The organism is Sphaerisporangium rhizosphaerae, assembly GCF_042665155.1.
Lineage (GTDB): Bacteria > Actinomycetota > Actinomycetes > Streptosporangiales > Streptosporangiaceae > Sphaerisporangium > Sphaerisporangium rhizosphaerae.
On record NZ_JBHTCG010000002.1, the window covers coordinates 331,748 to 350,163 of the forward strand.

The window sequence follows — 18,416 nt, forward strand, 5'->3', positions numbered from 1 at the left end:
GCCCGGTTCACGGCGCGTTCGTGGCGGAGTTGACGGCCCCGGCCTGGCGGGGAAGCGGGCCGAGGGCGCGCGAGGCGGCTCACGCGCGGCGCCGGCCGGCAGTGCGCCTGACGGCGCGGGCGCCGCTGTGACCTGGTGCGCGAGGCGACCCGTCATGACGCGCGGGCATGTCCGGGGTTCTCCGGAGAACGGCGGCGGAATGACGGCCGGCCCGGCCCTATGAAGAGAATTCTCGGGCGATATTCCGGCCGATGCGATGACGGGCTCATCGCGGGGGACACGGGTCGAAATGCTCGCACGGGAATGCGTGCCGCCGGCAGGATTCCGCCGGTGGAGAACGGCGCCGGACGGGGGTCCAATACGGCGGTGGAATCCGCGGTCCCCCGCGTCCGAGGCCTCCTGCCCCGGACGTTCATGCGCGCCCCCGCCTCGGGGCGCCGCGGCGAACTCCGGCCGTCCGGCGCTGCCACGGGGCACCTCCCGGCGACGGCCACCCTGGTCGGTTCTCCGCGGGGCGCGCCCGCACTCTCATGAGCACGCTCACATGACCGGTGACGCCCGCCGTCCTCCGCCGTGTCCGCATACCCCCGCCGTGGCTTCCGAGTTCGCCCTGGCAGGGGCGGTTTCCCGGTCGGTCCGCACCACGCGGCCATGCCCTTTAGTGCGTGTCCGCAAGGCCGAAAAGGGTCTTGTGTGCGCAAACATTGTCAGTTACGTTAAGCGCCGGAAACGTGATCGAAAACGTTTGCAATGGAGAGGGCCGCATGGCCGATGTCGGTGCGCCGGTGACGATGAGCGATGTCGCGCGAGTGGCGGGCGTCTCCACCGCGACGGTGTCGCGGGTCGTCAACGGGCGTTACGGCGTCAGCGCCAGCACCATCGCGCAGGTGCGTTCGGCCATCGAGCAGCTCGGCTACGAGTCGAGCCTGGTGGCGACGAGCCTGCGGCGCAGTCGCACCAACGTTCTGGGCCTGGTGGCCCACAGTTTCCAGTCCTACACGGCCGAGGTGCTCAAGGGCGTGATGCAGGCACTGAGCCGGTCGGGCTTCGACCTGATCATCTACGCCAACAGCGACCTCTACGGGACGTACGCGGAGGGCTGGGAGCAGCGGCATCTGACCCGCCTGTCGGGCACGCTCACGGACGGATGCATCGTGGTCACGCCCTGGGACGAGGTCCGCAGCGGCACTCCGGTCGTGGTCATCGACCCGGTCCGGGGCTCTACGGTTCCCTCGGTGACGGCGGACAACCTCGCGGGCGCGACTTCGGTGGTCGAGCATCTCCTCGGCCTCGGGCATCGGCGCATCGGATTCATCGCGGGCCGTTCCAGCCTTGCGTCCGCGTGGTCGCGCGAGGAGGGATACCGCAAGGCGCTGGCCGCGGCCGGTGTCCCGTTCGACCCGGCCCTGATCGGCAGAGGGGATTTCAACCCCGAGTCCGCGACCCCGCTGGCACACGCCCTGCTGGCCGGCGCGGACCGTCCGACGGCGATCTTCGCGGCGAGCGACGGGATGGCGTTGAAGGTTCTGGAGGTCGCGAAGGGGCGTGGGCTCAGCGTCCCCGGCGACCTTTCGGTGGTCGGATTCGACAACATCCCGGAGTCGGCGCTGGCCGAGCCGGGGCTGACCACGGTGGACCAGTCGATGTACCGGCTCGGATACGAGGCCGCGCACCTGCTGAAGTCACTGGTCACCGGCGAGTGGGAGGGCCACCGCCGCATCGAGATTCCGACCCGCCTGGTGGTGCGCGGCTCCACCGCGCCACCGAGGAGCACGCCCGGCTTATGACCGGCACACCACGCAGACCATATCGAGACGCACCGAAGGGTCAGGAGGGCATGGCCTGCCCGTGACGGAGGTGACACAGGGAGACCACGGCGCACCCACTCAGGAGCTGATCGGCTGGCGGGTCGCATCCGCCGCCGACCATTTAAGGAAGGGTGAAACCAAGTGAAAGATTACCATGGGAGCGTGCGCCACGAGGGCGTACGCCGTTTCTCGGCGATGGTCGCCGCCGGAGTGCTGGCGATCACGACGATGCTGCTCGCACCGCGACCGGCCGCGGCGGCGGACACGCCGTGGCTGAGCGTCTCGGAGGACCGCTACGCGTCGTTCAGCGTCCCGGCGGCCTACATCCAGGCGAACCTGGGCCAGGTGTCGCAGGTCATGATCGTGGGGAACTTCGGCCCCTCCGCGGCCTTGACGGAGTACGGACTGACCCGCCGGGGAGACGTCTGGTCGGGGGTTCTCGGCCCGCTCAAGCCGGGGCTGTACTACTACCAGGTCACCGCCGATGACACCAAGAGCATCAAGGACCCGACCAACAGCGCCGGCGTGGCGTCCAAGCCGCTCCTGAGCACCTTCCTCGTGCCGGGCGACTCGGCGCGGCTGCTCGCGGACGCGCCCGACGAGCAGGGCGGCAAGATCGAGACCCTGACCTACCGCACCAAGGACCAGGAGCGGTCGGCCCTGGTGTGGACGCCGCCGGGGTACGCGGCAGCCAAGGGCGGCAAGCCGTACCCGGTGCTGTACCTGCGGTCCGGCGCGGACGGCAGTGCCACCGACTGGCTCGACCTCGGCCGCGCCAAGCAGATCCTCGACAACCTGTCGGCCGGTCACGCCATGGAGCCGATGGTGGTCGTGATCTCCGACGGCGCGGACGGCGACAAGGAGCTGAACGACCTCGGCAAGGCGGTCGGGGACGCCTACCGCGTCCACCGCGACCGGGAGCACCAGGCCATCGCCGGTGTGTCCGAGGGCGGGTCGCAGGCGCTGCGCGCGGCCCTGCCCGGCCCCGGCCGGTTCGCCTACGCCGGCTCGTTCTCCAGTCCGCTGACGCAGCTCCCCGCCGGAGTGCCGGGACCGGGTCCCGGACCGGGTCCCAAGCCCGGCCCCGACCACGGCGCCAAGCTGGTGCGTCTGTACACCGGCAACGTGACCGACCCCGCCTACAACGCGACCGTCGCCCTGACCAAGGCGCTGGACCGCGCCCGGGTCAAGTACGAGTTCGACGGCGTGAACCCCGACGCGGGAGGCAACTGGAACGCCTGGCAGGAGAACCTGATCGACTTCCTGCCGCGGCTGTTCCGCAAGGTGGGCGACCACGGTCCGAGCGCCGGTCACGGGCCGCTGAAGGGCGAGTTCACCCCGCCGGCGCCCGGCACCACCCCGACGCCGTTCGTGACCAAGGACGGCTTCGTCACCTTCGAGACCACGACCGACTACAAGGACGCCAAGCACGTCACGGTGTGGGCGAACATCGCTCCCGGTGGAAGCTGGCTGCGCGTGCCGATGTCGCGTGAGGGCGACCGGTGGCGGGCGACCGTGGGACCGCTGGAGCCGTGGTTCTACTACTACCGGTGGATCGTGGACACGGTGGGGGTCAAGGACGCGTCGAACCCGACGAAGATCACCTCCGAGCCGGCCTGGAGCTCCTTCTTCATCCCCGGTGAGAGGTCGCGCCTGCTGTCCGACGTTCCCGCCGGCCAGGGCGGGAAGGTCGAGAGCCTGACCTACCAGAGCACCGTGGCGAACGCCGAGCGCACCGCGCTGGTGTGGACCCCGCCGGGGTACGACCCGAACCGCGCGGAGGCCTATCCCGTCCTCTACCTCCAGCACGGCAGCGGCCAGAACTACACCGACTGGACCGAGATGGGGCGCGCCAAGCAGATCCTCGACCACGAGTACCTCGACGGCGACATCGTGCCCATGGTGGTCGTGATGGGCAACGGCAACTCCTCCAACTTCACCAAGGAACTGCTGGAGAACATCGTCCCGGCGGCCCGCGCCGCCTACCACATCTCCAGCGACCCCTCCCAGCAGGCCCTCGCCGGCCTGTCGATGGGCGGCGGCCAGGCGATCGGCGTGCTCAAGGCCTACCCGGGCCGGTTCGCCTACGTCGCGGCGTTCTCGGCCGGGTTCGGCAGTGGCACCGGCGTCGACGTGGCGGCGATCAACAACGGGACCAAGCTGTTCCGCGTGTACGTCGGAGACGTGACCGACTTCGTGTACCCGTCGTTCATGGCCGGACTGACCACGATGAACACCCTCGGCGTCCACTACGAGTTCGACGGGGTCACCCCTGGACCGCACGGCTGGGACGTGTGGCAGAAGAACCTCATCGACCTCGCGCCGCGCCTGTTCAAGCGCTAGGCGATCCCGTCCGAGGCGGCGCCGCCGGGGCATCGGGGGCCCCGGTGGTGGTCGCCGGGCACGGGAGCGTGCCGAGCGCTCACCGGAGGATCGGCAATGGGAACCGGGCACGGGGTGTGTCACCCGTGCCCGGTTCCGCCGATCATCCGGCCTCAGCGGTGGCGCATGGACCTTGTGCGCCACGACCCCCCCAAAGGGAGAACATCCAATGAAGAGAAAGTCCCTCATAACCGCGGCGGCCCTGCTCGCCGCCGCGGGCGCGCTCGCGGCCTGCTCCCCCGACCAGGGCAAGAGCACGGCCAATCCGGGCGGGAACAACGCGAGCAGCTGCACCAACACGATCACCAAGAAGGATCTGCCGGTCGTGACGATGTGGGGCTGGTACCCCAACACGCAGCTCGTCGTCGACAACTTCAACAAGCAGAACAACGAGGTGCAGGTCTGCTGGACCAACGTCGGCCAGGGCGGCGACGAGTACCAGAAGTTCCAGACGGCCATCTCCGCGGGCACCGGCGCGCCCGACGTGATCATGGTGGAGATGGACCGCATCCCGACCTTCCAGATCCAGAACGCGCTCGTCGACATCAGGAAGTACGGCTTCGACGCGGTCAAGGCCAACTACAGCGAGGGCGCGTGGAAGGACGTCTCGGTCGGTGAGGCCGTCTACGGCGTGCCGGTCGACGGCGGCCCGCTCGCGATGATCTACCGCAAGGACGTCTTCGACAAGTACAAGATCACGCCGCCGAAGACCTGGGACGAGTACGAGAAGGCCGCGCAGAAGGTGAAGGACGCGGGGGGCCCGCACTTCGGCGACCTCGGCGCCAACGTGCCGGCGCTGCTGATGGCGCTGCAGATCCAGAAGGGCGCCGCTCCGTTCACCTACGACCCGGCGCAGCCGAAGTCGATCGGGGTCAAACTCAACGACCAGGCGTCCAAGGACGTGTTCGACTACTGGGGAGGCCTGGCGAAGAAGGGCCTGGTCGGGACCCAGGACCAGTTCACTCCCGAGTACATCTCAGGTGTGATCAACGGCAAGTACGCCACCTACATCTCGGCGGCCTGGGCGCCCGGCTACCTCACCGGCGCCGGCGTCGGCAAGGGCAAGGACACCGGCAAGTTCGCGGTGGCGCCGCTCCCGCAGTGGGACCCGGCCAACCCGGTGCAGGTGAACTGGGGCGGGTCGGCCTTCTCGGTGACCAGCCAGGCGAAGAACCCCGAACTCGCGGCGAAGGTGGCCTACGGCCTGTACGCCGACGACGACTCGCTCAAGGACGGCTGGACCAACCAGGTCATCTTCCCGCTGAACCTCAAGGCGCTGAAGTCCCCCGAGTTCGTGGACGCCAAGGTGGGCTTCTTCAACGGCCAGCAGGCGAACAAGGAGGTCTACGTCCCCGCGGCGGACGCCTACAAGGGCGTCACCTACAGCCCGTTCGGCCAGTACTACTTCGACGCCATGACCAAGCAGGTCAGCGCGATGATCGAAGGCTCGGTCACCGGGGCGCAGGCGGCCGACAAGCTGCAGGAGGACGTGGCGGCCTACGCCAAGGAACAAGGATTCACCGTCCAGTGACGACCCGGGTGGGCCGCGCCGTCCCCGGCCGGCCCACCCACGATCTCCCAGCGTCGACATTCCCGGAGCCCAAGATGACCCTCCTGATCGAGGAGAGCGCACCGCGCACTGAAGACAAGACATCCAAGATCCACGGCAAGGTGCGCCTGCGCGAGCATCTGATGGGGTGGCTCTTCGTCGGCCCGTTCGCGATCGTCTTCCTGGCGTTGCTCATCGCGCCGCTCGCCTACGCGCTGTACCTCAGCCTGTTCCAGAAGAAGCTGATCGGCGGCACCAGCTTCGTCCTGTTCGACAACTACGCCAAGGCGTTCACCGACCCGAGTTTCCTGTCCGGGGCGTGGTTCGTCATCCGCTTCTCGCTGGTGGCCATCCCGCTGCAGATCGTCATCGCGCTCGCCATGGCGCTCATCCTTGACGCCGTGACGACGTTGTTCACCCGCTTCTCCCGGCTGATGATCTTCCTGCCGTACGCGATCCCCACGGTCATCGGCGCCGTCATGTGGGGCTTTCTGTACAGCAAGAGCTTCGGGCCGCTCACCGACATCTTCGGGTTGTTCGGCGGCACCCCGCCCGACTTCTTCAGCAAGAACCTGATCTTCTACGCCCTGATCAACGTCGTCACCTGGCAGTGGGCCGGCTACTACATGATCATCCTGTACGCGGCGCTCCAGGGCATCGACCCGACGCTCTACGAGGCCGCCCGCATGGACGGCGCCGGCAGATGGCAGACCGCGCTGCGGATCAAGATCCCGCTGATCGCCCCCGCGATCTTCCTCATCCTGGTCTTCTCGCTCATCGGCACCCTGCAGTTCTTCAACGAGCCGCAGATCCTGCGCTACCTCGCGGCCGGCACGATCACACCGGACTTCACCCCCAACATGTACGCGTACGCGCAGGCGTTCAAGCTCGCCAACTTCAACTACGGATCGGCGATCTCCTTCGCCCTCGGCGGCATCGTCTTCGTCTGCGTCTACGCCTTCCTGTTCTTCACCCGCAAGCGGAGGAGCTTCCTCTGATGACCACCCTCTCCCGCGCCGCCGGACGCCGAAGGCCGCAACGCCACCTTCCCCTGCAGGTGCTCCTCGGCTTCCTGGTCGTGTACTTCCTCGTCCCGTTCTGGTGGGTCATCGTCAACAGCTCCAAGGACGCCCCCGGCCTGTTCGGCGGCGGCAACACGCTGTGGTTCACCGACAACGTCGACTACTTCGGCAACCTCGAGCGCCTGTTCACCTACGACGGCGGCATCTACGGCAGGTGGATACTCAACTCCACGCTGTACGCGCTGGCGGGCGGCGTCGGGGCCACCATCCTCGCCGTCATGGCCGGCTACGGATTCGCCAAATACCGGTTCGCCGGCCGGCGCTTCACCTTCTCGGTGCTGCTGGGCGCGTTGATGGTGCCCGGAACGGCGCTGGTGATCCCCACCTTCATCATGTTCTCCGGGCTCGGACTGACCAACACGATCTGGGCGGTGATCCTGCCGTCGCTTCTCAACCCGTTCGGCGTCTACCTGATGCACGTGTACGCGCGCGACGCCGTCCCCGACGAGATCCTCGACGCGGCTCGGGTCGACGGCGCGGGGGAGATGCGGACGTTCTTCCGGGTGGCCTTCCCGCTGATGCGGCCGGCGGTGGTGACCGTGCTGCTGCTGTCCGCCGTGGCGTCCTGGAACAACTACTTCCTGCCCCTCGCCATGCTCTCCGACAACCGCCTGTTCCCGGTCACCGTCGGCCTCGGCGTCTGGCAGGGGATCGCCTCGGCGAACAACTCGGGCGGCACCTCCCTGTGGAGCCTCATCATCATGGGCGCCCTGGTGTCGGTGGTCCCCCTCATCATCGCCTTCTTCACCCTCCAGCGGCACTGGCGCGGCGGCCTGTCGGTCGGCGGCCTGAGGTAGCCGCGGCTCGCAAGACCTCCGGGCGTGGTGGAGATGTCATATCCACCACACCCGGAGGTCTTCCTGTTCTCACCGTCGATTCGCACAGTGGGCGCATTCACCAGAAGGGCGATCGATTCGCGCGCCTGACGGCGACGACCGTGGTCCGTTCATCGATCCGGTGCCCTTCCACAATCGTTGCACTGGACTTGCGGACGGTTGATAATTCTGGTCGCGACGGCGTTCGATGTGTCCGTGACCGTGTCGGTCGTCCTTTGCCGCCCATTCACCGGAGGTTCCGTGAAGGTCAGCGTCGTCATTCCAGCCTTCAACGCGCGGAGCAAGTTGCGCCTGTTGTTATACACGCTTGCGCACAGCGTGCTCGATCCGGAGGACTCCTTCGAGGTCGTCGTCGCCGACGACGGCTCCACCGACGGCACCGGCGAGATGGTCGCCGAGCTGTCCGGCCATGACGATCTGACCTACCTCTACCTTCCGCGCACCGAACGGTCGAGCCGGGCCGCCGCCCGTAACGCGGCCATCGCCAAGGCCACCGGCGAGCTCGTCGTCATGGTCGACGCCGATACGGTGGTCGGGCCGGCCTTCCTCGCCGAACACGTCCGTTACCACCGGCTCAGGAATGACCTCGTCGTGATCGGCGCCCGCCCGGACCTCGGAGACGGGGACTTCGACGAGGAGCGCCTCCGCCGCGAATTCGCCTTCGACGCCATGCCCGCCGTCGCCTGGGGTGATCCGCGCGAGAAGGTGCTGGCCGAATTCTCGGGCAACATGAACAGGCTCGCCATCTGCTGGCATCTCCTGTTCTCCTGCAACGCCTCGGTGCGCGTCGAGCACCTGCGCCGCATCGGGGGTTTCGACGAGGCATTTCTCGGCTGGGGACTCGAGGACACCGACCTTGGATATCGGCTGCGGCAGGCGGGACTGGCCTTCGCTTTCAGCGCCTCGGCCGTGGCGTACCACCAGCGGCGCCGGGGGATAGACGCCGGAATGTACGACGACTGGGTCCGCAATCTCGCCTACATGACGGCCAAGCACCAAGCGCCCGAAGTGGCGATCCAGTCGATCGCCGGCCTCGCCATGAACCCCGCCGGCGGGCGGATCGGCTGGGTGGAGGCGATGCGCTGCTTCGAGGTCGCCGCGCGGGCCCTCGATGGCCGGCCGCCGGTGTCCCGCACCTACCGGCTCATGGTGGTCGAGGAGGACACGGTCGAAACCGCGATGGCGGAGTTGGCGGCCCGCGGTGCGACGAGCGATCTTCTGATCATCGACGAGACCCGCGGTGCCGAGCTGTCCGGCCCGGTCCAGTGCATGGACACCCCGGGCGAGCTGCTCTACTTCCACCGGCCGTCGGCGACGCGGCGAGCCGAGATCCTCGGCCGCTACCCGGTGGCCGCCCGATGAGCGCCGATCCCGGGCCCGCGCGGCTCCCTCCGCGAACGACCCCCTCCTGACCACCCGTACTTCTCAGGCGAACCTCACCCCGGCCCGTCCGATGATCGCGTCGAGGTCCGCGCCGGGCGGCAGGCCGCCGTACGCGAGACTGCGATCAGGGCTCAGTCGGGAGGCGCAGAAGGCGTCGGCGACGGCCGGCGGGCTGTGCCTGACCAGCAGGGACGCCTGGAAGACCAGGGCCACGCGCTCGACGATCCGGCGGCCGCGGTGTTCGAGGGCGGCGGGGTCGGCCAGGGAGTCCTTCGCCTCGCGCACGGCCGCGTCCAGGTGGGAGTCGGCGCCCTTCGCGAGGTCGACCTCGCCGAAGAAGGCGTCCAGGTTGTCTGGATCCTTCGCCATCGACCTGAGCACGTCCAGGGCGGCCACGTTGCCCGAGCCCTCCCAGATGCCGTTGAGGGGGGACTCGCGGAACAAGCGTGGCATCTGCGACTCCTCGACGTACCCGTTGCCGCCCAGGCACTCCAGCGACTCCGCCGCGTGCGCCGGAGCCCGCTTGCACACCCAGTACTTGGCCGCCGCCAGGGCCGTGCGGCGCAACGCCCCCTCGCCGGTGTCGCCGCGGATCGCGCGGTCGGTCGCACCGGCCAGGCGCAGCATGACCGCGGTCGCCGCCTCCGACTCGAGGACCAGGTCGGCCAGCACGTTGCGCATCAACGGCTGATCGGCGAGCGCCTCGCCGAACGCCCTGCGGTGGGTGGCGTGGTGGACGGCCTGCGTCACCCCGTACCGCATGCCGGCGGCCGAGCCGATGACGCAGTCCAGGCGCGTCATGTTGACCATCTCGATGATCGTGCGCACGCCGCGGCCCTCCTCGCCGACCAGGCGGGCCACCGCCCCCTCGTACTCGACCTCGGCCGAGGCGTTGGACCTGTTGCCCAGCTTGTCCTTCAGGCGCATGATCCGCATCGCGTTGCGCGAGCCGTCCGGCAGCACCCGGGGGAGCAGGAAGCACGACAGCCCGCCGGGGGCCTGCGCGAGCACCAGGAAGACGTCGCACATCGGCGCCGAGTTGAACCACTTGTGGCCGGTGATCGCGTACGTGCCGTCGCCCAGCGGCTCGGCGCGGGTGGTGTTGGCGCGCACGTCCGAGCCGCCCTGCTTCTCGGTCATCGCCATCCCGGCCAGCACCCCGCGCTTCGCGGCGGCCGGGCGCAGCCCGAAGTCGTAGCCGCGGGAGGTCAGCAGGGGCTCCCACTCCGCCGCCAGGGCCGGGGTGTGCCGCAGCGCCGCCACGCTGGCGTAGGTCATCGAGATCGGGCAGCCGTGGCCCGCCTCCACCTGCGACCACACGTAGAACTTGGCCGCGCGCGCCACGTGGGCGCCCGGCCGGGGCGAGGCCCACGGCGTGGCGTGCAGGCCGTGCTCGACGGCCACGGCCATCAACTCGTGCCAGGCCGGATGGAACTCCACCTCGTCGACGCGGTTGCCGTACCGGTCGTGGGTGCGCAGCACCGGCGGGCACTCGTTGGCCAGCCGCCCCCATTCCTGGGCCCTGGCCGACCCGGCGAGCGTTCCCAGGGTGCGCAGCTCCCCGAGGGCCCAGTCGGCGCCCTCCCGTCGCACGCCCTCCACCATGCCGGGGTCGGCGGACACGTCGTGGCCGGTGAGCGGGGGGACCTGGTTGGTGACGTCGTGCGTCAAGAGAGCCTCCGGGCGGTGTCGGTGCGTGGCGGTGCGGTGCGGTCCGGTGCCGAACGCCTCTTGCATGCGCGCTCAGGCATCCATCTCAACATTTCCCCGGAACAGTGGGATGCTCGGGTCGCTGACCAAGGAAGGGTGGGACCGGTGGAGGCCCCTGGAACGACCGACGACCGGCTGTTGCACCAGCGCGTCGTCGGCGGGGACGAGAGCGCGCTGAGCGAGGTGCACGACCGGCTGTATCCGCTGGTGCTTGGGCTCGCGCTGCGGGTCACGCGCGACCGGGTCGTCGCCGAGGACATCGTGCAGGAGGTCTTCGTCACCTTCTGGGAACGCCCGCTGGCGTTCGACCCCGACCGGGGGTCGCTGCGCGGGTGGCTCGCCACCATCGCCCACCGGCGGGCCGTCGACCACGTCCGCACCGAGGAACGCCACCGCGTCTCGGCGCTCGGCCCCCGCCTGACCGATCCCGAGCCGAGCCCGCTGGAAGACTGGGTCCTGGCCGCCGACGAGGCCGCCCGCGTTCGGCTGGCCGTCAGCCGGCTCCCCGGCGAGGTCCGGGAGGCGATCGAACTCGCGTACTACCGTGGCCGTACCTATCGTCAGGCGGCCGCCGAGCTGGGGCTGCCCGAGGGCACCGTCAAGTCCCGCATCCGGTTGGGCCTGCGCAGGCTCGCCGACGAGCTCGCCGAGAAGGAGGTGTGACGGTGGACCACCACTCCGGCCCGTCCGGCGACCCCTCCGGCCCCGCCACGTCCTCCACGTCCCCCACGTCACCGACGTCCCCCGCGTCATCCGCGCGGCCCACGTCCCCCTCCACGTCGTCCACGTCCGCGACCTCCTCCACCCGGCACGGCCCGCCGGCGCCCGCCTCCCACGCCGAGGCCGCCGACGGCCACGAGCCCGCGCCGGGCGGCGAGCTCGGCGCGTACGGCGTGCCCGTCGCCTCCGACCCGGTGACCCGGCTGAGCCTGGACGCGCTGGTCGAGGCCGCCGCCGATGCCCCGGGCGGCGCGCTCTCCCGGCTGATGACGGCCGCCCGGTCGGCGCGCCGCCCCGCCGCCACCACGGGGGTCGCCGCGCCGTACGCCGCGCGGGTCGCCGCCATGGACGCCCTGCTCGCCTCGGCGGCGCCCGCCGACTGGTCGGCGCGCATCGTCGAGGGCTGGACGCTGCAGCAGCTCATCGCCCACCTGGCCGCCACCGACGGCCTGGTCGCCGACGCCATCGGCGCGCCGGTCGCGGGCCCGGCGGTCGCCTCCCCGGAGGTCCTGGCCCGCACGGCCGACATGATCGCGTTCGCGGCCGGGCAGGCCCCTGAGCGCACCCGGGCCGACTGGCGCCTCCAGGCCGAGGCGATCTGCGCGCACGCCGCCTCGATGGACCCGGCCACGGTCATCGCGCCGGGCGGCATCGGCTTCCCCGTCTCCGACCACCTGCTCGCCCGCATGCTGGAGACCTGGATCCACACCGACGACACCGCGGCGGTGCTGGGCCGCCCTCTTCCCCTGCCGCTGGACGGGCACATCCACCCGACGGCCGACTTCTGCGCCCGGCTGGTGCCGTGGACGATGCTGCTGTCGGGCATGCAGGGCGGCGACCGCGCGATCCGCCTCACGCTGACCGGTCCGGGGGGCGGCGCGTGGCACGTTCCGCTCGACGTGGCCCGTCCGGCCGTGCCCGACGACGGCTCGCCCGTCCAGGCCGCGATCACCTGCGAGGCCATGGCCTTCTGCTTCCTGCTCGGCGGACGCGGCGCCCCGGCCGAGTTCCCCGCGCAGGTGGAGGGGGACGCGGGCCTGGTCCGCGACGTCCTGCACGCCGCGCCCGCCCTCTCGGGACCCTGACGCGCGCTCGCCTCGCGCCGGTTCCGCCGGTTCCGCCGGTCCGCCGGTCCGCCGGTCGTCCGGCGGGTGGAGGCGCGCGGTGAGATCCTCCTTACGGAGGATCGTGACATGGCGTGATGCCGCGCTAGATTCGTGCCATGAATGATCCGGGTGGTATGCGCGCCTCGGACGCCGAGCGCGAGGCCGTCGTCGAACGGCTCAGAGAGGCCTCCGTCGAAGGACGCCTGACGCTCTCCGAGCTGACCGAGCGCACCGAGGCCGCCTACCTGGCCGCCACCCACGCCGAACTGGCCCAGATCACCGCCGACCTGCCGGATGGCGTGCCACACGCCGCCGCCTACCCGTCGTCCCCGCCCCCGTCCCCGCGTACGGGCAGGGCCCGGCGGTGGTACGTCGCCGTCATGGGCGACACCAAGCGGCGCGGCAAGTGGCGCGTCGACCAGGAGATCGGCGCGGTCGCCGTGATGGGCGATGTGACGATCGACCTGCGCGAGGCCGAGGTGCGCTCCAACGAGGTCGACATCGTCGCCACGGCGGTGATGGGCGATATCAAGATCATCGTGCCCGACGGCGTGGACGTGGACCTCACCGGCATCGCGGTCATGGGCGACAAGCGGGTGGACGTCCTGGAGGCCCCGCCGGGGCAGCACGTCCCCGTGGTGCGCGTCCGGGCGTACGCCGTGATGGGCGACGTCAGGGTCATCGGAGACTCCCAGGCCAAGCCGATCCAGCGAGCATGGTTCGCCTGGAGCGAGTGGTGGCAGGAAAGGCGCGGCGAGATGCGCGCCGGCCGCGGCGACCACCTGCTCGGGATGCGCGAGCAGCGCCATGAGCTGCACCGGGCCCACCAGGAGGTGCGGCGCGCCCACCACGAGGCGATGCGCGAGGTCCGCGACGGCCTGCGCCAGGCCCGCCGCGACTCCCGCCGTGACGACCGCCGCGGCGGCCCCTTCCCGCCGCCCCCGCCGCCGCCCCCGTACGGCTGACCACCGCTTCCGCCGGGCCGAGTCGCCGGCCACGTACGATCACGCCGAGCGTGTGGTCCCGGCCCGGTCGAGCCGGGCTTCGCGCGAGAGCCCGGCCCGGTCGCCGGGGGAGCGCCGGGTCAGGAACCGGCGGCCGCGGCCTGGGCGGCCTGGATGGCCTTGTGCAGGGCCCGGGGCACCGGGGCCACGACGACGCCGAGTGCCTCGCCGCGTTCGCGCACGGCCCGCCACTGCCGCCACGGCATGACGGTCCTGAGCCTGATCACCGACGCCAGGGCGGTGAGCGCGGCGTCGCGGGGCTCGACCCGTGACAGGGGTTGCCCGCCGCGCATGGCCGAGGAGACCGTCGAGGTCAGCCGCCGCACCACCCGGGTGTCGCGGACCGTCACCTTGGCCAGCGGGATGACGCCGAGCAGGCGGGTGCGCCGCACGCGGATCCAGCCGCCGGCCTCCAACTGGTCGCGCACCTGGCGGACGGCGCGGTGCGAGCCCTTGTTCACCCAGTGCTGCCAGGTGCGCCGCCGGGACGCGGCGATCTGCTGGAGGGCGGCGTCGAGCAGGGCGTCGTCCGGGACGGCGGTCCGGGAGGCGACCGGGCCGCCGGTCGCGTCGTCCAGGCAGCCGCGCAGCAGCAGCTCGGCCAGGATCCCGGCGCGCATCAGGTAGCCGAGCTTCCAGCGGGCGGTCGGCCGCCCGCGCTCGATGTCGTAGGCCAGCAGGTAGAGCCGTTGGGGCAGGGAGCCGGGCAGGTCCACCGGTCGCTCCTCTCGGTCGTGTCGTGCGAGGGGTCCGGCCGGCGCGGCCCCGGCGAGGGGCCAAGCGGGCCGCGTGCGGCGTCTCAGGTCACTCGGATCGGTCGCGGGTTCCGCGTTCCACGGTTCACGAAGAGCCGTCGTGCCCGGACGCGTCGCCGCTCGGTCCAGCGGCTTCCCCGTCCGGTTCGCCTCCGGCTCGGGAGCCGAGTGCTCCGGCGTCCGGGGCGTCCCCGCCGGCCTCGTCGGCGGCCCCGGTCGGCGTGGAGTCGCCGGGGTCCTTCGGGGGACGGCCCCGTTTGGGCATGCCGCCCACGTCGCCGGGGAGCCGCCCCGCGCCGGCGAGCGCCCGCCGCAGCAGGAACTCGATCTGGGCGTTGGTGCTGCGCAGCTCATCCCCGGCCCAGCGGGTGATGGCGTCGTGGACCGCGGGGTCGAGCCGCAGGAGGATCTTCTTGCGTTCGTTCACTGGTACAGGGAGCCGGTGTTCACGACCGGCTGCACGTCCTTGTCGCCGCACAGCACGACCAGCAGGTTGCTGACCATGGTGGCCTTGCGCTCGTCGTCCAGGTCGACGACGTCGGCGGCGTCCAGGCGGTGCAGCGCGGCCTCCACCATGCCGACCGCGCCCTCCACGATCTGCCGCCGGGCGGCGACGATCGCGCCCGCCTGCTGGCGGCGCAGCATGGCCTGGGCGATCTCGGGGGCGTAGGACAGGCGGGTGATGCGCGACTCGATGACCCTGACCCCGGCCGAGGAGACGCGGGCGGCGATCTCGGCCGAGAGCTTGCCGGTGATCTCGTCGGCGTTGTCGCGCAGCGAGAGCTGGCCGTCGTCGTGGGAGTCGTAGGCGTAGTTGCCGGCGATGTGCCGGACGGCCGTCTCGGTCTGGATGGCGACGAACTCCACGAAGTCGTCCACCTCGAACACGGCCTTGGCGGTGTCCTCCACCTGCCACACCACGACCGCGGCCATCTCGATCGGGTTGCCGTCGGCGTCGTTGACCTTGGCCACGTCGGTCTCGTGGTTGCGGATGCGCGTCGAGACCGCGCGCCGCTGGGTGAAGGGAATGACCCACCGCAGGCCGTCGGCCCGCACCGTGCCGAGGTAGCGGCCGAGAAGCTGCACCACCCTGGCCTGGCCGGGCGCGATCGCCATCAGACCGGTGAGCAGCAGGACGGCGACCACCAGGAGGGCCACCCCCGCGCCGATCACGCCGCCCGAGCCCTGCTCGCCCTGGGTCACCAGCACCGCCACGCCCGCCGCGGCGAGCAGCAGGCACAGCCCGAGCACGGGCCAGCCCGAGACCTCGAGCGGCCGCCGCTCGCTCACGTGCGCCGCCGGCATCTCCACCGCGACCTCTTCCGCCGTTCCCGCCTTGACCATGGTTTCCTCCGGGGGGTCTGTGCTTATGGCACAACCATAGCAAAGTGATATCACTTTGCAAGCCCGGAGCCGATCGAAGAGAAGTGACGAACGGTCGGGAGAGGCGGAGGAGGCCGACGATGTCCGCGTGATGTTGCCAACGTCAACCCGGCTGCCGGAGACTGCGACGGACGATGTCGGTCATCTCGGACGGGAGCCCGCGCGTGAAGATCGTGGTCAACGGAGAGCCGATCGAGGTGGACGCCGGGGCCGACGAGGCGATGGTGGACGTCCTGCGCGAGGGCCTCGGCCTCACCGGCGCCAAGGCGGCCTGCCGCACCGGGGTCTGCGGCGCGTGCACGATCATGGTGGACGGCGCCCCGCACGTGAGCTGCCTGCTGCCCGCCGCCGCCGTGGCCGAGCGCGAGGTCACCACCGTCGAGGGCCTGGACCACCCGGTCCAGCGGGCGTTCGCCGCGCACGACGGCCTGCAGTGCGGCTACTGCACTCCCGGCCTGGTGGTCCAGGCCGCCGCCTTCGTCGACGACTGGCGGGCCCGCAACGGCGACACCGCCCCGCCTCGCGCGCGCGTCGCCGCCGCCATGGCGGGGCACCTGTGCCGGTGCGGCGCCTACGAGGGCATCCACGCGGCGATCGCGGCGGCCTGCCGGGGTGAGCACGACGGCGCCGCCACCGTCCCGCCGGCCCGGGTGGAGGCGATGGACAAGGTCACCGGCAGGGCCCGGTACACCACAGACGTGCGGCCGCCCGGCCTGCTGGAAGGCGTGATCGTCCGCTCGGCCCGGGCGCACGCCCGCGTCACCTCGGTCGACCTGCCGGCCGACCACGTGGTGGACCTGCTGCCCGCCGACCGCACCGTCCGCTACGCGGGGCAGCCGATCGCCGCGGTCGCCGCGGCCACCCGCGCCGAGGCGCTGGCGATCGCCGGGCGCGCGGCGATCGGCTACGAACCCCTCCCGGCCGCCCTGGACGACGATCCCGCCGCGCCGCCCGTCTACGAGGACCAGGCCGCGCGGAAGCGCGCCCCCAGCCACAGCGAGGGCATGTCCCCGCCCGCCGGCTGGCAGGGCAACGTGCGCGGCCCCGTCGGCCTGCTGAGCAGGCGGGGCCGCACCGCCGCCCGGCGCGTGGAGGCCGCGCGCGCCGCGGCCGACCCCCGGCTGGTCACCGGCGGGTTCACCACGGCCGTCCAGGCGCACACCCCGCTGGAGCCGCACGCCTGCGTGGCCCGCTGGGACGACTCGGGCGACCTGCACCTGCACGTCTCCACCCAGGCCGTCGGCGTCGTCGCCGAGCAGGCCGCCAAGCGGTGGGGGCTGCCCGCCGGCCGGGTCCACGTCGTCGCCGAGCACGTCGGCGGCGGGTTCGGCGCCAAGGTCGGCGTGACCGTCGACACCGTCGCGGCCGCCGAGCTCGCGCGGGTCTGCGGCGCGCCGGTGCGCGTGGTGCTCGGCCGCGACGAGGAGCTCACCGACGCCGGCAACCGCCCCGGCACCCGCACCGAGATCGCCCTGCTCACCGACGACGCCGGCGACCTGGCGGCCCTGACCGTGGACGTGTACGGCCGCGGCGGCGTGGCCGTCGGCTCGGCCGTGGCCCTGCAGGCCCGGCTGATGTACGGCAAGGCGCCGCGGCGGCTGCGCGACTACGACGTGGTCACCAACGAGCCGCCCGGCGCGCCGTTCCGCGGCCCCGGGGCGCCGCCCCTGCTGTGGGCGCTGGAGCAGGCGGTGGACGAGGCCGCGCACCGCCGCGGCGAGGACCCGATCGCCCTGCGCCGCCGCTGGGACGGCAACCCCAAGCGGCGGGCGCTGTACGACCGGGCGGCGGCGCTGCCCCTGTGGACCGGACGGCCGGCCACCGGCGCCGGGTCGGGGCGTTTCCGCCGCGGCGTCGGCGTGGCCGCCGCCAACTGGATCTACGTCGTGGACCCGGGAAGCGAGGTGGAGCTGCGGGTCGAGGACGGCCTGGTCGTGGCCCGCACCGCCACCCAGGACATCGGGACCGGCGTCCGCGGCGTCATCGCGGCCGTGGTGGCCGAGGAGCTCGGCCTGCCCGCCGGGGCGGTGCGCGTCGAGATCGGCCGGACCGGGACCGTGCACGGGCCGGGCGCCATGAGCAGCCGCGGCACGGCCTCGATCGGACCCGCGGCGCGCGACGCCGCCCGGCGGCTCCGCGAGCTCGGCCTGACCGAGGGGGCCCGCGTGGTCGGCGGGCGCCGCGGCGACCGGCGCGGCTACCTCACCCCGTTCGCCGTCGCCGGCATGGCGCTCGGTCGCGGGCTCAGCGGCGCCGTCCACGTCACCGAGGTCGAGGTGGACACCCGCCTCGGCGTGATCCGGCCGCTGCGGGTGTGGGCCGGCATCGCGGCGGGGCACATCTACGCCGATCGCCTGGCGCGCAGCCAGTGCGAAGGCGGCGTCGTCCAGGGCGTCGGCTACGCCCTGTACGAGGAGCGCCACGTCGACCCGGCGACCGGCGTGGTGCTCACCACCGGCCTGGACGACTACCATCTGCCCGGCATCGGCGACTGCCCCGAGATCGAGGTGCACTTCCACCAGCAGGGGTGGGACCACGTCAACGGGCGGGGCGTCGGCATCGGCGAGGTCTCCACCATCGGCGTGGCCGCCTCGGTGGGCAACGCCGTCCACAACGCCACCGGCTGGCGCCCCCGCGACCTGCCCATCCGTCCCGACCGGCTCCTCGAAGGGATCACCGCCCGATGACCTCTCCGTCT

General features: G+C 71.8%; 14 protein-coding genes. 10 read left to right on the forward strand and 4 right to left on the reverse strand.

What is annotated here, in order from left to right:
* Positions 1 to 764 precede the first annotated feature (764 nt).
* From ACFQSB_RS04160 to ACFQSB_RS04185, 6 genes are all read left to right on the forward strand, one after another.
* On the forward strand, positions 765 to 1,787 hold the full coding sequence (locus ACFQSB_RS04160; protein ID WP_380824302.1) for a LacI family DNA-binding transcriptional regulator: 1,023 nt from the start codon (positions 765 to 767) through the stop codon (positions 1,785 to 1,787).
* 183 nt (positions 1,788 to 1,970) lie between these two features.
* The gene (locus ACFQSB_RS04165; RefSeq protein ID WP_380824303.1) at positions 1,971 to 4,151 is read left to right on the forward strand and encodes an alpha/beta hydrolase-fold protein; all 2,181 of its coding nucleotides are present in this window, start codon (positions 1,971 to 1,973) and stop codon (positions 4,149 to 4,151) included.
* Between the two features lie 208 nt (positions 4,152 to 4,359).
* Positions 4,360 to 5,721 carry an extracellular solute-binding protein gene (locus tag ACFQSB_RS04170; protein ID WP_380824304.1) on the forward strand — a complete coding sequence of 454 codons (1,362 nt, stop codon included), beginning with the start codon at positions 4,360 to 4,362 and terminating at the stop codon, positions 5,719 to 5,721.
* A 74-nt stretch (positions 5,722 to 5,795) separates the two neighbouring features.
* A complete protein-coding gene (locus ACFQSB_RS04175; RefSeq protein WP_380824306.1) occupies positions 5,796 to 6,737 on the forward strand; it encodes a carbohydrate ABC transporter permease in 942 nt (313 codons plus the stop codon).
* Positions 6,737 to 7,618 (forward strand): carbohydrate ABC transporter permease, encoded by an 882-nt coding sequence (locus ACFQSB_RS04180; RefSeq protein ID WP_380824307.1) that lies wholly within the window; start codon positions 6,737 to 6,739, stop codon positions 7,616 to 7,618. The genes ACFQSB_RS04175 and ACFQSB_RS04180 overlap by 1 nt, the downstream gene beginning before the upstream one ends.
* A 279-nt stretch (positions 7,619 to 7,897) precedes the next feature.
* Complete coding sequence (locus ACFQSB_RS04185; RefSeq protein ID WP_380824308.1) at positions 7,898 to 9,019, forward strand: glycosyltransferase family 2 protein; 1,122 nt, start codon at positions 7,898 to 7,900, stop codon at positions 9,017 to 9,019.
* A 63-nt stretch (positions 9,020 to 9,082) separates the two neighbouring features.
* Here ACFQSB_RS04185 and ACFQSB_RS04190 read toward each other — a convergent pair whose 3' ends face one another.
* Positions 9,083 to 10,711, reverse strand: a complete 1,629-nt coding sequence (locus ACFQSB_RS04190) for an isovaleryl-CoA dehydrogenase (protein WP_380824309.1) — start codon at positions 10,709 to 10,711, stop codon at positions 9,083 to 9,085.
* 144 nt (positions 10,712 to 10,855) lie between these two features.
* Between ACFQSB_RS04190 and ACFQSB_RS04195 the strand changes: the two genes are divergently transcribed.
* The 3 genes from ACFQSB_RS04195 (at position 10,856) to ACFQSB_RS04205 (ending at position 13,541) form a co-directional block, all read left to right on the forward strand.
* On the forward strand, positions 10,856 to 11,413 hold the full coding sequence (locus ACFQSB_RS04195) for a sigma-70 family RNA polymerase sigma factor (RefSeq protein WP_354838929.1): 558 nt from the start codon (positions 10,856 to 10,858) through the stop codon (positions 11,411 to 11,413).
* 2 nt (positions 11,414 to 11,415) lie between these two features.
* A complete protein-coding gene (locus ACFQSB_RS04200; protein ID WP_380824311.1) occupies positions 11,416 to 12,555 on the forward strand; it encodes a maleylpyruvate isomerase family mycothiol-dependent enzyme in 1,140 nt (379 codons plus the stop codon).
* Positions 12,556 to 12,692: 137 nt separating this feature from the next.
* Positions 12,693 to 13,541 (forward strand): DUF1707 SHOCT-like domain-containing protein, encoded by an 849-nt coding sequence (locus ACFQSB_RS04205; protein ID WP_380824312.1) that lies wholly within the window; start codon positions 12,693 to 12,695, stop codon positions 13,539 to 13,541.
* Between the two features lie 119 nt (positions 13,542 to 13,660).
* Here ACFQSB_RS04205 and ACFQSB_RS04210 read toward each other — a convergent pair whose 3' ends face one another.
* From ACFQSB_RS04210 to ACFQSB_RS04220, 3 genes are all read right to left on the reverse strand, one after another.
* Entirely contained in the window at positions 13,661 to 14,296 is a 636-nt protein-coding gene (locus ACFQSB_RS04210) for a GOLPH3/VPS74 family protein (RefSeq protein ID WP_380824313.1), read from the reverse strand.
* Between the two features lie 124 nt (positions 14,297 to 14,420).
* A complete protein-coding gene (locus ACFQSB_RS04215) occupies positions 14,421 to 14,762 on the reverse strand; it encodes a type II toxin-antitoxin system antitoxin (protein ID WP_380824315.1) in 342 nt (113 codons plus the stop codon).
* Entirely contained in the window at positions 14,759 to 15,679 is a 921-nt protein-coding gene (locus ACFQSB_RS04220; protein ID WP_380824316.1) for an SPFH domain-containing protein, read from the reverse strand. Before ACFQSB_RS04220 ends, ACFQSB_RS04215 begins: the two co-directional genes overlap by 4 nt.
* 203 nt (positions 15,680 to 15,882) lie before the next feature.
* Between ACFQSB_RS04220 and ACFQSB_RS04225 the strand changes: the two genes are divergently transcribed.
* Positions 15,883 to 18,405 carry a molybdopterin-dependent oxidoreductase gene (locus ACFQSB_RS04225; RefSeq protein ID WP_380824317.1) on the forward strand — a complete coding sequence of 841 codons (2,523 nt, stop codon included), beginning with the start codon at positions 15,883 to 15,885 and terminating at the stop codon, positions 18,403 to 18,405.
* The last annotated feature ends 11 nt before the right edge of the window (positions 18,406 to 18,416 follow it).